This window comes from Vibrio sp. 10N.286.45.E10 (genome assembly GCF_002874195.2).
Classification (GTDB): Bacteria; Pseudomonadota; Gammaproteobacteria; order Enterobacterales; family Vibrionaceae; genus Vibrio; species Vibrio crassostreae.
The window spans coordinates 2,117,256-2,131,569 of sequence record NZ_MCWD02000001.1 but is presented as its reverse complement, the minus strand read 5'-3'; the positions used below and the strand labels follow the sequence as shown (position 1 = coordinate 2,131,569).

14 protein-coding genes are annotated in these 14,314 nt (G+C 44.9%); 6 read left to right on the top strand and 8 right to left on the bottom strand.

Features of this window, described 5'->3' with window-relative positions:
• Nucleotides 1-125 precede the first annotated feature (125 nt).
• From apt to recR, 4 genes are all read left to right on the top strand, one after another.
• Nucleotides 126-671 (top strand): adenine phosphoribosyltransferase, encoded by a 546-nt coding sequence (apt, locus tag BCU34_RS09330; protein WP_019823185.1) that lies wholly within the window; start codon nt 126-128, stop codon nt 669-671.
• 18 nt (nt 672-689) lie between these two features.
• Entirely contained in the window at nt 690-2,912 is a 2,223-nt protein-coding gene (gene dnaX, locus BCU34_RS09325) for a DNA polymerase III subunit gamma/tau (protein ID WP_057622326.1), read from the top strand.
• 152 nt (nt 2,913-3,064) lie between these two features.
• On the top strand, nt 3,065-3,394 hold the full coding sequence (locus BCU34_RS09320; RefSeq protein ID WP_017062338.1) for a YbaB/EbfC family nucleoid-associated protein: 330 nt from the start codon (nt 3,065-3,067) through the stop codon (nt 3,392-3,394).
• 77 nt (nt 3,395-3,471) lie between these two features.
• Nucleotides 3,472-4,071, top strand: a complete 600-nt coding sequence (gene recR, locus BCU34_RS09315; protein WP_019823189.1) for a recombination mediator RecR — start codon at nt 3,472-3,474, stop codon at nt 4,069-4,071.
• Nucleotides 4,072-4,170: 99 nt separating this feature from the next.
• Here the strand turns inward: recR and BCU34_RS09310 are convergent, their stop codons facing one another.
• The 3 genes from BCU34_RS09310 to BCU34_RS09300 form a co-directional block, all read right to left on the bottom strand.
• A complete protein-coding gene (locus BCU34_RS09310; protein ID WP_102478343.1) occupies nt 4,171-4,818 on the bottom strand; it encodes a porin family protein in 648 nt (215 codons plus the stop codon).
• Nucleotides 4,819-5,047: 229 nt separating this feature from the next.
• Nucleotides 5,048-5,737: an aquaporin Z gene (gene aqpZ, locus BCU34_RS09305; protein ID WP_102433604.1), complete on the bottom strand. Its 690-nt coding sequence runs from the start codon at nt 5,735-5,737 to the stop codon at nt 5,048-5,050.
• A gap of 93 nt (nt 5,738-5,830) precedes the next feature.
• Nucleotides 5,831-6,079, bottom strand: a complete 249-nt coding sequence (locus BCU34_RS09300) for a YkgJ family cysteine cluster protein (RefSeq protein WP_017059389.1) — start codon at nt 6,077-6,079, stop codon at nt 5,831-5,833.
• Nucleotides 6,080-6,238: 159 nt separating this feature from the next.
• On the opposite strand from BCU34_RS09300, the gene BCU34_RS09295 reads away from it, so the two are divergent.
• Nucleotides 6,239-6,676, top strand: a complete 438-nt coding sequence (locus BCU34_RS09295) for a YcgN family cysteine cluster protein (protein ID WP_017059388.1) — start codon at nt 6,239-6,241, stop codon at nt 6,674-6,676.
• 159 nt (nt 6,677-6,835) lie between these two features.
• On the opposite strand, the gene BCU34_RS09290 is transcribed toward BCU34_RS09295, so the two are convergent.
• From BCU34_RS09290 to rlmA, 5 genes are all read right to left on the bottom strand, one after another.
• Nucleotides 6,836-8,413, bottom strand: coding sequence for an alkaline phosphatase (locus tag BCU34_RS09290; protein WP_102478344.1), 1,578 nt, complete (start codon nt 8,411-8,413; stop codon nt 6,836-6,838).
• A 193-nt stretch (nt 8,414-8,606) separates the two neighbouring features.
• Nucleotides 8,607-10,493 (bottom strand): BCCT family transporter, encoded by a 1,887-nt coding sequence (locus BCU34_RS09285; RefSeq protein ID WP_060982255.1) that lies wholly within the window; start codon nt 10,491-10,493, stop codon nt 8,607-8,609.
• 128 nt (nt 10,494-10,621) lie between these two features.
• Nucleotides 10,622-10,975: a hypothetical protein gene (locus BCU34_RS09280; RefSeq protein WP_048611520.1), complete on the bottom strand. Its 354-nt coding sequence runs from the start codon at nt 10,973-10,975 to the stop codon at nt 10,622-10,624.
• A gap of 266 nt (nt 10,976-11,241) precedes the next feature.
• Entirely contained in the window at nt 11,242-12,195 is a 954-nt protein-coding gene (locus BCU34_RS09275) for a ChaN family lipoprotein (RefSeq protein WP_102433607.1), read from the bottom strand.
• 75 nt (nt 12,196-12,270) lie between these two features.
• Nucleotides 12,271-13,086 (bottom strand): 23S rRNA (guanine(745)-N(1))-methyltransferase, encoded by an 816-nt coding sequence (rlmA, locus tag BCU34_RS09270; protein ID WP_048660809.1) that lies wholly within the window; start codon nt 13,084-13,086, stop codon nt 12,271-12,273.
• Nucleotides 13,087-13,290: 204 nt separating this feature from the next.
• On the opposite strand from rlmA, the gene BCU34_RS09265 reads away from it, so the two are divergent.
• Nucleotides 13,291-14,259 (top strand): nucleoside hydrolase, encoded by a 969-nt coding sequence (locus BCU34_RS09265; RefSeq protein ID WP_017063437.1) that lies wholly within the window; start codon nt 13,291-13,293, stop codon nt 14,257-14,259.
• The last annotated feature ends 55 nt before the right edge of the window (nt 14,260-14,314 follow it).

The following is a 14,314-nucleotide window of genomic DNA, read 5'->3' as shown; positions in this document are numbered from 1 at the left end:
TTCAGCAACCAGAGTTATGACTCTCGTTGCAATGAATACCAATCGTACCTTTCCTTAATTTCGAACGTTGATGTTTAATTCGTTAACGAGAGTTTGGAAAGCGGCCTAATGAAGTGCATAAGATTATGAACACAGAAAAAATCTCTCTGATCAAAGCAAGCATCAAAAGCATTCCTGATTACCCTAAAGCGGGTATTTTGTTCCGTGACGTAACAAGCTTGATGGAAGATCCAGCAGCTTACAAAGCGACTATCGATCTGCTAGCGGAAACATACAAGGACATGGGCTTTACTAAGATCGTTGGTACTGAAGCTCGTGGTTTCCTATTTGGTGCGCCTTTGGCACTTGAGCTAGGTGTTGGTTTTATCCCTGTTCGTAAACCGGGCAAGCTGCCTCGTGAAACTGTGGCACAATCTTATGAGCTTGAGTACGGCACTGATACGCTAGAAATCCACACTGACGCTATCGTTGAAGGCGATAAAGTGTTGATGGTTGATGATTTGCTAGCAACGGGCGGTACGATTGAAGCAACAACAAAGTTGATTCGTCAGCTAGGTGGTGTGGTAGAACACGCTGCATTTGTTATTAACCTTCCAGAAATCGGTGGTGACAAGCGCTTACAAGGCTTAGGTCTAGAAGTGTTTAGCATCTGCGAATTCGACGGTCACTAATCCTTTTCGGAATTATTCATGAGCTATCTTGCGTTAGCGCGAAAATGGCGACCAACCAAATTTAAAGAAGTGGTTGGTCAAGCCCATGTTTTAACAGCATTAGAGAATGCACTTAGCCAAAACAGGTTGCATCATGCATACTTGTTCAGCGGGACTCGAGGTGTCGGTAAAACGACTATCGGCCGTTTATTTGCTAAGGGTCTAAACTGTGAAACAGGCATTACCTCTACACCTTGTGGTGAATGTGCAACCTGTAAAGAGATCGATGAAGGTCGTTTTGTTGACTTGCTAGAGATCGATGCGGCATCACGTACAAAGGTAGAAGATACCCGCGAGCTTCTGGACAATGTTCAGTACAAGCCGGCGCGTGGTCGCTTCAAAGTTTACCTTATCGATGAAGTACACATGCTTTCTAGGCATAGTTTCAACGCGCTTCTAAAGACGTTAGAAGAGCCGCCTGAGTATGTGAAATTCTTGCTCGCAACGACCGATCCACAAAAGCTTCCTGTGACTATCTTGTCGCGTTGTCTGCAGTTCCATCTTAAGCCGATCAGCGTTGATAATATTCACGAGCAGCTTGACCACATTCTTGAACAAGAGAGTGTGACGTCTGAGTCTCGTGCGCTTGGGATGATTGCTCATGCTGCTGACGGCAGTATGCGTGATGCGCTAAGCCTTACGGACCAAGCTATCGCATTAGGTAACGGCAATGTCGTGACAGACACCGTGGCTCACATGCTTGGCACGCTAGATACCGACCAAGCTATCCACTTGCTTGAAGCGATCAGCAGTAAGCAGCCACAACAAGCGATGGCGTGTATCCAAAGTCTTGCTGAGAATGGCGTAGAGTGGGATGGTTTGTTGAATCAGCTTGCGACTCAACTGCATCGTTTGGCGATGTTCCAAGCTCTGCCGTCAACCTTAGATAAAGCACAGCCGGATGCTGAGAAGCTAGAACTGTTGAGTAAAGCGCTAAGTCCACAAGACATTCAACTCTACTACCAGATCGTGTTGAAGGGTCGTGAAGACTTACCATTATCGCCAACCGCTCGCGTTGGTATTGAGATGGTGGTTTTACGCATGTTGGCATTTAGACCGGCTGAACAAGCGGTTGCTACGGTAATCTCGACTCAGTCAACAAGTCCAGCGCCAGCAGCTCAAGCTCAGAGCGTTGCTCAGCCTGTTAGCCAATCTGCGCCAATGGCAGCTCCGAGACAGCCTCAGATGCAACAACAGGCGCCTCAACAGCAGCCTATGCAGCAGCAACCCGTACAACAGGCTCCGCAGCAGAATCAAGCACAGTATTCAGATTCGCAAGGTTACGCTGATCACTCAGGCAACCAAGGTTATCCAGAGCAGGATTACCCGCATAGCCAGTATGACGCGCCTCCTGCTTATGATGAGCGTCCAAGTTACGGTGCAGAGCAGCCTCAGCAGCAACAAACGAATTATCAAAACCAGAGTCCGGTTCAACAGCCAAGCGCTGCACCTTCTGCTCCGCAAGAGCAGCCAGCGCGTGCAACTTCGCCTGTGAGTGGTTTACGCCACCAATTACGTTCTCAACGTAGAGGCAGTTCGGCAACAGAAAACAAAGGCTCGGCGCCAAAAAAGGCTAAAGCGACACCAGCTAAAACTTCAGTTCTTGATCGAGTTGCTCAGCAACACGGTGGTTCTGAGCGGGTGTCGCCAGCTTCTTTGTCAGCCTCTTCGACAGAAAATGTGACCAACGATAATGAACCTTATCGCTGGAAACCGTCTAAACCTGTAGTGAAAGAGGTGAGCAAAGAGCTTACACCTACTCAGATCAAGCGTGCGTTAGAGCATATTAAGACACCAGAAATGGTCGATAAATTGCTTCAAGAGTCGATTGCTCAAGATGAATGGTCCGCTACGATTCAAAAGCTAGAGACAGCCAAGCTTGTTGAACAGTTAGCATTGAACTCAGTGTTTGCTAAAAACGACACATCAATCACTTTAACGTTAAGGGCGAGCCAAGCTCACTTGAATACGGACCGTGCACAGAGTGAGCTATTGCAGTCTCTCAATACAGTGCTCGGAGAAGAGTGTCATTTGAGTGTTGAAATCGGTGATGGTGGAGAAACACCACTAGAATTACGAGAAAGGTTGTACCAAGGCAAGTTGAAAGACGCGTTTACCAGTTTGGAAAACGATGCCAACGTACAGTTTATCGAAAGACGTTTTGCTGCAGAACTCGACAGAGACAGCGTTCGTCCTATCTAGAACATTTTCTCGTTTAGTGACTTGCATATCATCCCAGATAAGCAAATCTGAGAACTGAACATCGAGGGGTTGAATCGCACTGGCTTAACCCCCATTTAAGCACGTATAGCTTAATTAATTTTAATAAACCAATTAGACCAGAGAGTATTAACATGTTTGGTAAAGGCGGTATGGGCAACATGATGAAGCAAGCCCAGCAAATGCAAGAGCGCATGCAAAAGCTTCAAGAAGAAATCGCAAATATGGAAGTTACAGGTGAGTCAGGTGCTGGCCTTGTAAAAGTAACGATCACTGGTAGCCACAGCGTTCGCCGTGTTGATATCGATGAAAGCCTAATGGAAGACGATAAAGAGATGCTTGAAGATCTTATCGCTGCTGCTTTCAACGATGCGGCTCGTCGCGTTGAAGAAACTCAAAAAGAGAAAATGGCTAGCGTAACTGGCGGAATGCAACTTCCACCAGGTATGAAGATGCCTTTCTAAGAAACTATTTCTAAAGGTTTATTCAAGCTGCGGTTTATCTTGAGTAAATCGTTACTTGAAAATTAGAACGGTTAAATATGCGTACCAGTCATATGCTGGAGCATTTGATGGAGGCCTTACGTTGTCTACCTGGGGTTGGCCCCAAGTCGGCGCAGCGTATGGCCTTTCATTTGTTACAGCGCGATAGAAAAGGCGGCCTACAGTTGGCTGAAGCTCTTAGCCAAGCAATGACCGAAATTGGTCACTGTAATGAGTGCCGTACTTTTACTGAAGAAGATACCTGCCACATTTGTACCAATCCCAAACGTCAGGAAAATGGTCAAATCTGTGTAGTAGAGAGCCCAGCAGACATTGCAGCTATCGAAGCAACAGGCCAATATTCTGGTCGTTACTTTGTGCTTATGGGTCACCTTTCACCACTTGATGGTATTGGTCCAAGTGATATCGGTCTCGATGTTCTGGACTACCGCTTACGCCGTGGTGATATCTCTGAAGTAATCCTAGCGACTAACCCAACAGTTGAAGGGGAAGCGACAGCGCACTACATTGCTGAGCTATGTAATGCCCATGAAGTGAACGCAAGCCGTATCGCTCATGGTGTTCCCGTTGGTGGTGAGCTAGAGCTGGTGGATGGCACCACGCTTTCGCACTCCTTACTCGGTCGTCATAAGATCTAAAAAAGCCGCTTGGTGAATCATCACTAAGCGGCTTTTTCTTTATTAAGGCAGTCTGAATATCTTCCCTATATTCACTTCAACTGAATATGACTAACCCAGTTAGAATCGGTAGTCGACAGACACGGTAAATTCGCTGTTATTTGGAACCGATAGTTTCACATCTTCTACTGACTCAGAATATGATTCAAACATATGGCGATATTGGAAATCGGCAGAAACGTTTTTCATGATCTTGTATTGAACACCTGCTTGAAGACCGAAAACAAAATCGGTTTCACTTCCACTTTCCTTTCCAAGCTCTGTATCTTTAATGGTTAGCTTATTTTTAACAAAACCTGTTGATGCACCACCGAAAACTGAGAAATCATTGTTCAGAGCATGAACATAGTCGTATGAAACTAAGAATTCAGTTTGGTTTAAGTCAAGAGTCGTAACATCTCCTTGTCCCCAGTTATAGTTGACCAGTTCATTGTCACCGGTGAAGTTAACTGTACCAGTAATTCGGTGATTTTCTTGAATATAAGCACCGCCACGAATGTGAAAAGCAGTGCCTTTGGCTGTTTCACTTTCTTTAAAGCCAGGCCCTGAAATTTGAGCTTTAGCAGAGTGGTAGCCTAAACCACCACCTACAAAAAACTCGGTCTTAATTGGTTCTGGCATTAATTCTGGGGTTGGTGCTGATTCACTAGCGAAAACTGTTGTTGTCGTTAAAGAAGAGATTGCTAGTACAAGTAATGTTTTTTTCATTGTTATGTCCATCGGTATAGGGAATGAGGTGCATTATGCGTAGCCCAGATACCTGCGGCTAATGATTCGATGGAATAGTCTTGTTAACCAAAAGTTATTAAGCTAATGGTGACAGGTGTGATAGGAAGATACAGATAGAGCTTGATAAGTAACTAAACGACATAAAACACAAAGCCGCTAATTTAGCGGCTTTGTGTTGATTGAATGTGTTTTTTGTGAATCAGAGAGCCTAATCAGAACCTCTTACCGCTTTGTAGATCATCGCGCCAATCACAGCACCAATAATCGGTGCCACCCAGAATAACCATAATTGCGAAATAGCCCAATCACCTACAAACACCGCCACACCAGTACTTCGAGCAGGGTTCACGGAGGTATTGGTTACAGGGATGCTGATAAGGTGGATCAAGGTTAAACAGAGACCAATTGCGATCGGTGCAAATCCAGCAGGTGCTTTCGAGTCCGTTGCACCCATAATCACGAAAAGAAACACCATGGTCATGACTACTTCACAAACGAGAGCTGCTGTGAGCGAGTAGCCGCCCGGAGAGTGCTCACCATAACCATTTGAAGCAAAGCCTGACGAGACAGCATCAAAACCAGCTTGGCCTGAAGCAATAACGAATAAAACGCCACCCGCAATAATACCGCCAATTACTTGGGCAATAATGTAGGGTGCAACATCTTTAGCATCAAAGCGACCACCACTCCACAGCCCGATAGTAACAGCAGGGTTGAGGTGGCAACCGGATATATGGCCAATAGCGAAAGCCATGGTGAGAACGGTTAAACCGAAGGCGAGGGAGACCCCGAGTAAGCCGATACCTACATCTGGAAAAGCAGCGGCCAACACGGCACTACCACAACCCCCTAATACCAACCAAAACGTACCGAACATTTCTGCGATATACCTATTCATAACTATCCTTATTAATCTTTACCAGTATCAATAAGATAGTTTAGATCTATCAAAGTTGTGAAATCTTGGGCATATATAAAAAGAAAAGTATTGTTAGGTTATTGCTTCGAGTTCAATCAGGTTATCAAGCGCTTCTTGATCTGTTTTACCACAGATGACAGGGCAAGCTTTAAATTGGTGACACACCTTAGGGCGTGAAGGTTGACCAAATAACTTACACAGATCTTGCTCATTTAATTGGATGCAGCGTACGCCAGCAGGCTTACCATTAGGCATTCCAGGAATTGCAGATGTAATACTTGGAGCGATACAACATGCTCCACAACCTAGGCGACATTCCATCAAATTAAACTCACTAAATAACAGGGTGCGCGATAGTAGCAAAAAATGATGAGAGTGACAGCTGTTGATTGAATCAAAGAATGAACAATTATTATCCTTGAACTTTTTATGGGCTAGCGGTATAACACGCACCCCAGTAAAAGAGTAAGAAGTAATCCTATGACGAATCCATTTTGGCAAGAAAAGACACTAGAGCAGATGACCGAGAACGAGTGGGAATCACTGTGTGACGGTTGTGGTAAGTGTTGCCTACATAAATTAATGGATGAAGATAGCGATGAAGTTTACTACACCAATGTGGCGTGTAGCTGGTTAAACGACAAAACATGTTCGTGTAAAGATTACCCGAACCGCTTCACTTCAGGTGAAGAGTGTTTAAAGCTGACTCGTGACAAGATCGATGAGTTTCACTGGCTACCAGACACTTGTGCTTACCGCCTTCTATCAGAATCTAAGCCGATCCCTGAGTGGCATCCATTGATCACCGGATCAAAAACGGAGATGCATGCAGCAGGTGAAAGCGTTCGTAATAAAGTGGTATACGAAATTGATGTTGTCGATTGGGAAGACCACATCCTGAATCACCCGAATCGCTAATTATTTTAAAACAGCCGCTCTTGAGCGGCTGTTTTGCTATTTGGCGTCGCCTAAATTTAAACTTACTTAGTTTAAAGGTTTAAAGGTTTTAAGACTTAAAAAATTAAAACAAAAAACGCCCCGAAGGGCGCTAAGTGAAACGAGCAAAAGAGATTCAGGCTAGTTTACTTGTTGTTTAATGTACTCACCCAGTTCTGAGTGGTGCATGATTTTTGAAACTGGCAATATCTTCTCTGCTGGGCCCCAAGCAAACACGTTCACTGGTGTGTGAGTATGTGTACCTGTACCCCAAACGATGTTTTGGCCTGTTGCTTGTTCGCGAGCAAGCAAGTTGCCACGGTCGTTATATGGGAAGAAAGCATCGAAATCGTTGATAGCAGGCACTTCTTCTGCTGATAAATATTTGTGTTGAGCCAATCGGTATGGATTCGGCTTACTCGCTAACACGTTTTTCGCTTGTTCCGCTGTGATAGGGAACTCACTACTTTTGTTAACGATTTCAGCGAGCTTTTCAGGTGTTTGCTGCGCTTTATCCAGCTTCTGAAATTCACTGATCATGCCGTAGTAGCTTTGCTTCTGATTATATAAACCATCAAGAATATTGAATGCGCCAAAGTTAAAGTTAGGTGCATAGTCGCGGTCGGCGAAGGCTTCACCAGAGCGTTTCTGTGGTTTTGGTAGGTCGTTAGAAGAGTAGCTGAAGCCAAAAGATCCTGTTTCGTGGTCTGCGGTCACAATCACGAGCGTGTCTTCACGATCTTTCGCCCATTCATACACAGTTTGGATCGCTTCATCGAACTTTAGTAATTCATGCAGCATCGTACCTGCATCGTTACTGTGGCCTGCCCAGTCTATTTGGCCACCTTCGACCATTAGGAAAAAGCCATCTTCATCTTTGGATAGGATGTTGAGCGCTTTTTGTGTCATCTCTTTCAAGCTTGGCTGAGTTCGTTCGCCACTCTTTTTCTTATTGCTATAAGCGATGCCATCGTCCATGCCTGAGTAGGCAAACAGACCAAGTAACTTTTCGCCTTTAGCGTCGTCTAGCATGTTGCGGTTAAACGCTAATTGGTAGCCGTCTTTCTCTGCTTCGGTAAGAAGGTTACGGTCGTCTTTACGCTTTGATTTTAGGTAAATGTCACCTTGAGTCAGTTGCTCAAGTTGCTTATAAGTTTCACCTTTGTCGTTGGTCGATTTAGGAATCCAATGACGTAGTCCTCCAGATAGCATCACATCGGCGCCCGTTGCTAGCATATCGGATGCGATTTGATTCTCTAAAGATCGGTGAGGTTGGTGAGCGGCAAAAGAAGCTGGAGTCGCGTGAGTTAAGCGCGTGTCGGAAACTAAGCCAGTCGCTTTGCCTGCTTTTTTCGCTTTCTCAAGTACTGTCTCAACATGGTTACCTTGGGAATCGATACCGATTACTTCTGAACCGCTGTAAATACCCGTTGCAAGCATGGTCGCAGAGCAAGCTGAATCCACTACGATTGCGTCTTCCGGATGTGTTAGGGATGAACCAATAACCCCTTCTTGAGCAAGTTGATAAAGGGCCGTTTTTTTCCCTTTATAGATGGAGTTTGGCGCTTGGTTTGCGTAGGTTTCCAATAAACCAACTTGCTGAGGTCCCATACCATCGCCAATCATCAGAATGACATTTTTGATTTCTGCTGAAAGTACGTTGAATGAGAGTGTAGAGGTTACCACTGCGGTAACAATTGGTTTCATAAAGTGCTTCATTAGTTATCCCTTTTTATATAAGCGGGATGATTAGAACACCGATTTGTGTCAAATTCGTTTCATATTTATTTCATCAATATGAAATTGAGCATTAACTCAAGTTTTTAGAAAAGCATAAAAAAAGGCTCACATTTCTGTGAGCCTTTGTCGTATTTAGGAGGGTCCAAATCAATGGACTGTGTCATGGCTAATGTCAAGCAAGCGGTAAGTCTGCAACCACCTGGTTGAACGTGATACGAGCATTCTGAGCTTGCTCAGATAACTCGATCTTTTTCGCTTGTGCGGCACTAAGATTACTCTCGGCCTGCTCAAGTGCTTGTTGTAGGTTCTCTGGTAACTCGTGAGTTTCCATTTGTGAACCTTGTTCTAACACATAAGCGCGAATTTCTTTCTTCACTGCGGCAAGTTCTGTGTAAGCAACACGCTCAAGTTCTGCGGCTTCTTGCGCAGCATCTTTTTCTTTCTCAAATTGAGCCAGTGCCATACCTTCAGCAGACCAAGGGTCCATGTCTGGTAGTTCTTCGATGTTGATCGTTGGCTCGATGTACGCATCTTGATGACGTAGGTCGAGGTTAGTCGCACGAACGGCTGAAATCATCAACATGACAGAGATAGCAAGCAGCGGTAGGCCACCAACAATCGCCGCCGTTTGTAGTGTACTTAGACCGCCTAGGAACATCAGGATCGTTGGCAAAAACGACAGAGTAAATGCCCAGAACATACGGTTCCAACGCATTGGTTCTTCAGTCACGTTGTTTTGAACCACAGACGCAAGAATGTATGAGATAGAGTCAAACGTCGTTGCTGTAAAGATGATACAAAGCAAAGTGAATACTGCGATAACTAGCGTGCTCATTGGCAGTTGTGCAAGCATCGAGAAGATAGCTTTGGTTGCGCCTTCTGCATTCAGGATGGCAACCACATCTAGCTCACCAGAAAGCTGAAGTGATAAGCCGTAGTTACCTAGAATCATGAAGAATAAGAAACAACCTAGAGAACCGAAGAAGATAGAACCTGACACCATTTGTTTGATGGTTCTGCCGCGAGAGATACGCGCAACAAACAGACCCATACTCGGTGCAAATACTAGCCACCATGCCCAGTAGAAAATCGTCCAGTCTTGTGGGAAGTGAGTGTTTTCGAATGTACCGTAGCCACCAAATGGTTCAGCCCACGTTGCCATCACGAAGAAGTTAGACAGTAGACGACCAATTGAGTCTAACCCCGTTTCTAACATGAAGATTGTTGGACCTGCAATCAGAACGAAAGCCAGTAGGCCCATCGCACCCCAGAAGTTGATGTTACTTAGGATCTTGATGCCTTTTTCCAATCCAGCATAAGATGAGTAAGCAAAAATCGCAGTACACACTAAAAGCACCATCACTTGCGTTAGGTTATTTTTAGGTAGACCAAATAGGTGATTCAGACCTTCAGTGATAAGAGGAGCGGCTAAACCTAGCGTTGTTGCAGCGCCGCCTAATAGACCGAAAATGAAAAGGATATCGACGATTTTTCCAGGTACGCCTTTACTGCGGTGTTCACCAAGAACAGGCATTAACGCACTAGAGATCTTTAGAACTGGCTGTTTACGTACATAGAAGAAGTAAGCGATAGGAATCGCAGGGATCAGGTAGATAGACCAAGCGATTGGTCCCCAGTGAAACAGACCGTAAGTTGCCGCCCAACGAACTGCTTCTTCACTGCCAGGTTCTAGTTGGAAAGGCGGTGATTGGTAGTAGTAAGCCCACTCAATACAGCCCCAGTACAAGATACTAGCACCGATACCGCCACAAAATAGCATTGCAGCCCATGATGCTGTTTTGAATTCAGGCTCTTCATCAGCTTCGCCTAGTTTAATTTGTCCCATATCACTGAACACAACGTAAACCATAAATGCACAGGCAGCGAGGCCTAGCGCAAGATATAGAAATCCTAGTTGATCCGTCATGAATGTTTTCGCAACCGCAATCCAGTCTGCGCCCTGAGCTGGGAACAAAATGAGCGGGAAAACTATCGTGAGTAGGAGTGCAATCGCACCAAAGAAGGTAGGCTTATCAATAAGCTCAAAAGTGTTTTTCACGAGTATTATTCCATTAAAATGAGAGCGGAATTATGGAATGAACTCGTTTTTTAGACCAAATCTGGTCTGTTGTCGTGACGACAAATCGCTTTAATGCAGAGAGGAAGGTGCAGTAACAGAGGGGGAAGTTAGATTAAGGCAAGTAGAATGCCACCCACGGTTGCCGCTGCGGATAAGTATTGCCCAGCTGAATAAGAACCATCGTCCTCTTCTTCAATCTTATCTGGATGATCCATACCTAAAGCGCCATGAGCAAATGACTCTACTTTATCGGTTACGGTCGCGTTTTCAGCTTCGACCTTCTTGGCTTCTTTATCGATTTCTTTAAGGGCAGATAATAGGGCTTTGCCTTCATCAGAAAGCTTGACGGTATTTTGTTCAACCTTAAGCGGTGCAGGCTTTTCAGCTTCAGTGCTTTTAGCTTGTGCATTCATTTGCGAAGGTGAATACAGCTGAGTATTACTCGTTCCTACTGGCGTCATATCGCTCTCCTTACCTATCCTTAAATATAGTATCGGCAGAGGTGTGAAAAACTTGTGCAATTAATCATCGGTAGTGATGTTTTTTTATTCGCACATTACATTTTCATCTGCTTGGTTAAATCGTCTATTTACTAAGCAAATCTTGTGCCGATAAGAATGTTTGATTTTAGATAGAGTTGGGATGAATGATGGGAACGTGATCAAGTTGTGACGATGGGCTAATTATCTAGGATTAGCCCACCGACTCTTCAGCTTAGAAGAGTGGTTTAGTCGCATTCTAGGCTAGCGCTGCGTTTTGATAGGTGCTTGTATGCCTTCATTCGGTTCTCTTTCTTAACAAAGCGAGCCGGTGGCGAAAGCACTTCAAGCTGATAATCGCTGCTATCCGATGAGATCTCTTCAACTGGGCTGATGATGGCGATTTTCAAATCAGGGTTACGACGTAGAATTGATGCCGCCGTCCCTAAACCACCTTCTGTGTGGAATTTACCGGCTACATGAATCACTTGTTTCTCTGGGTTTGATGCTAGGTAATCCACAATCGATTCGGCCATGGTCTCGTCCCATGTGACCTGAGCGGCAAACTGCTTTTCCGTTTGTTCTGGTGTACCGTGATGCATGGAAGCCATAAACTTTTCTTTGTAAGGGCTATCACCCGTATCGACTTCGGCGGCAATCCATTGGCGTTGCTCGGTCGATAACTGATCTAAGTAAGGTAACCCTTTACGGCCAATACACTGAACGAAAGGCTTTGGTGCGTTTGCTGCAATAACATCGATGTCGTTGGTTTTGGCGAACTCAACGAGCGCACGGTAATCACTTTCGTAGTTTGGCCACGCTGCCGCTTGAGACAGGAGAATTTGTTCGCCAATTTCACCGTTTAAGTATTGGTCGAGTGTGGCTTGGTGCTCTCGAGTAAACTGTTCCATTGAAAGAGCAATGTTTGATGTCGCGTTAAAGCGCGCTTTTAAAAAATCGGTTTGGAAGCGGTGAATAGCAGAATGAGTGTGCCATTCGCCAATAAGAATTACATCAGCGTCAATTAGCTGTTTAGGTAATGCATCGAGAGGAAGTATTTCGCCTTGTGGAGAAGCGAACTGGTAGTCATAGAATGTGGAAACAGATTCCTTTTGAGTCACTTTTTGAGAAGTGTCTTTTGCTGGTTGACTAGCACAAGCCGTGAGAAGAGTCGCTAATCCGATAAGAATAATACGTTGCATGAAATGCCTCCTTGAAGAACACGCATACTAAAGGAGGCAAGATAAGAATTCAATGCAAACGATAATCAATATCAATTAATTTTGTTTGCGATACACCCGCAGCATAAAGTCAGCTTCACAGTTGAATTGCTCGGCTTCGGTGAGTTGTTGTTTAAACTCTTCACTCGCCTTCCAAGCAAACGGCGTCATCTGTAGCAGGTCGAATGCATCTGACCCCGATAGTTCCATCATATAGTTTAGTTGCTCTTGATGCTCAAGCATAAAACCTTCGATCATCTCTGGATCTTCATCGTGCAAACGAACGCCATCATAAATCGCATCACGCAGCTGATAAAGGTGTCGGCTAGCGGGTGTTACGGTGATCACCACACCATTATCTTTGATGGTGCGTTGTAACTCTTCAGCCTTGCAAGGTGCGTAAATGCGTAGAATGCCGTCTAAGCTATTTTCCGCAAAGGGAAGACGATGGCTTGATGCAACTGAGAAGTCGACAGCAGGGTAGCGCTTAGCGGCGTATTTGATAGCAATTTTAGAAATGTCTAGGCCAAAAGTAGCACCATTCTTTTCTTGAAGATTCACAGCAATTTCGTTGGTGTAATACCCTTCGCCACAACCAATATCCAATAGGCTAGGCGCCTCTTCTGGTAGGTAGCGAGAACACAACGTCACCACCGCTTGGCGCATTGGGTCATAGTGGTTACCTTCAAGGAAGCGACGACGTGCCTGCATCATCTCTTTGTTGTCACCTGGATCTTTTGAGCGTTTGTGGTGCGCAGGCATCAAATTGACATAGCCTTCTTTCGCTAGGTCGAACTGATGGTTCTTTTCACACTTAAACGTACGATCGTTTTGAGATAAAGGTTGGTGACACAAAGGGCATTGGTAGGTCATGACGATCTCAGAGGCATAGAGTTGGGCGAAGATTCTATCAAAAAGGTCTGCATCAGGCTAAATAAAAAGGCGAGAATATCCGCTTCTAGAATAGTGAGCTTATGGCTTATTACAATAAAAATCAGAGCTTAGGTTTAGGTCACGTTTATCTGCGTTTTTTCTGGGTATCGTCTACGCTTTCCTACTGTTTAATTAGAAGCTGATATGACAAAGAAAATCATTCTAGATACAGATCCGGGCATCGATGATGCAATGGCCATCCTATTTGCGGAAGCACATCCTGATATTGAGTTAGTGGGCATCACTACTGTTTATGGTAATGCGACGATAGACAACGGGACTCAAAATGCCCTTTATCTGAAGCAGAAGTTTGGAATGAAGGCGCTTGTGGCTAAGGGAACGGATAAGCCGTTAATAAGAGATCCTGTTGGAGCCACGGTTGTGGTGCATGGCGAGGCTGGATTTGGGGATGTGAAAGCGCCAAGTTCATTAGATGTTACAGCGCTTGATAAGCCGGCTTACCAGTTCATTATCGATAGTGTTCGAGCTGAACCGGGAGAGATCACTCTTGTGGCGGTTGGCCCTCTTACTAACCTCGCGCTCGCTCTGGAAGCGGACCCTGAAATTGTCGACTTAGTAAAAGAAGTGGTCATTATGGGGGGCGCGTTCGGTGAAAATGACCATCGAGGTAACGTGACGCCATTTGCTGAAGCGAATATCCATGATGATCCTCACGCTGCGGATAAGGTGTTTACGGCATCATGGCCTGTCGTGATTATCGGATTAGATGTCACTGAGGAGAGCTTCTTTACTGGTCAATACCTTGATGATTTACGAGATGATGCTGGAGAGGTAGGGCAGTTTATCTGGGATGTTAGCCGTTACTACTTAAAGTTCTATTCTGAAAAAGTAGGAATGGAGGGTTGTCATGTTCACGATCCTTCAGCCATTGCTTATGTTATCCAACCATCTCTATTTACCTGTCGTAGTGGCTCAGTCAGAGTAGTGACTGATGGCCCCGCTGAAGGGATGACAATTCAGAAAGTTGATCAACGTAAATATATGAATGATGAGTGGAGTTCATTCCCTGCACAAAAGGTCGGCGTTCAAGTGGACAACAATGCTCTATTGTCACTCTATAGAGAAACTTTAGTTCACTATTCACAGCAGTAAAGCTAACTAATCGTCATCGTAGTGTTGTAAAAAATAGCTGTAAAAAAGGCCGGAT

Coding starts and splice junctions, on each gene's coding strand:
- apt (WP_019823185.1), top strand. CDS start 126: ATGAACACAGAAAAAATCTCTCTGATCAAAGCAAGCATCAAAAGCATT.
- dnaX (WP_057622326.1), top strand. CDS start 690: ATGAGCTATCTTGCGTTAGCGCGAAAATGGCGACCAACCAAATTTAAA.
- BCU34_RS09320 (WP_017062338.1), top strand. CDS start 3,065: ATGTTTGGTAAAGGCGGTATGGGCAACATGATGAAGCAAGCCCAGCAA.
- recR (WP_019823189.1), top strand. CDS start 3,472: ATGCGTACCAGTCATATGCTGGAGCATTTGATGGAGGCCTTACGTTGT.
- BCU34_RS09310 (WP_102478343.1), bottom strand. CDS start 4,818: ATGAAAAAAACATTACTTGTACTAGCAATCTCTTCTTTAACGACAACA.
- aqpZ (WP_102433604.1), bottom strand. CDS start 5,737: ATGAATAGGTATATCGCAGAAATGTTCGGTACGTTTTGGTTGGTATTA.
- BCU34_RS09300 (WP_017059389.1), bottom strand. CDS start 6,079: ATGGAATGTCGCCTAGGTTGTGGAGCATGTTGTATCGCTCCAAGTATT.
- BCU34_RS09295 (WP_017059388.1), top strand. CDS start 6,239: ATGACGAATCCATTTTGGCAAGAAAAGACACTAGAGCAGATGACCGAG.
- BCU34_RS09290 (WP_102478344.1), bottom strand. CDS start 8,413: ATGAAGCACTTTATGAAACCAATTGTTACCGCAGTGGTAACCTCTACA.
- BCU34_RS09280 (WP_048611520.1), bottom strand. CDS start 10,975: ATGACGCCAGTAGGAACGAGTAATACTCAGCTGTATTCACCTTCGCAA.
- BCU34_RS09275 (WP_102433607.1), bottom strand. CDS start 12,195: ATGCAACGTATTATTCTTATCGGATTAGCGACTCTTCTCACGGCTTGT.
- rlmA (WP_048660809.1), bottom strand. CDS start 13,086: ATGACCTACCAATGCCCTTTGTGTCACCAACCTTTATCTCAAAACGAT.
- BCU34_RS09265 (WP_017063437.1), top strand. CDS start 13,291: ATGACAAAGAAAATCATTCTAGATACAGATCCGGGCATCGATGATGCA.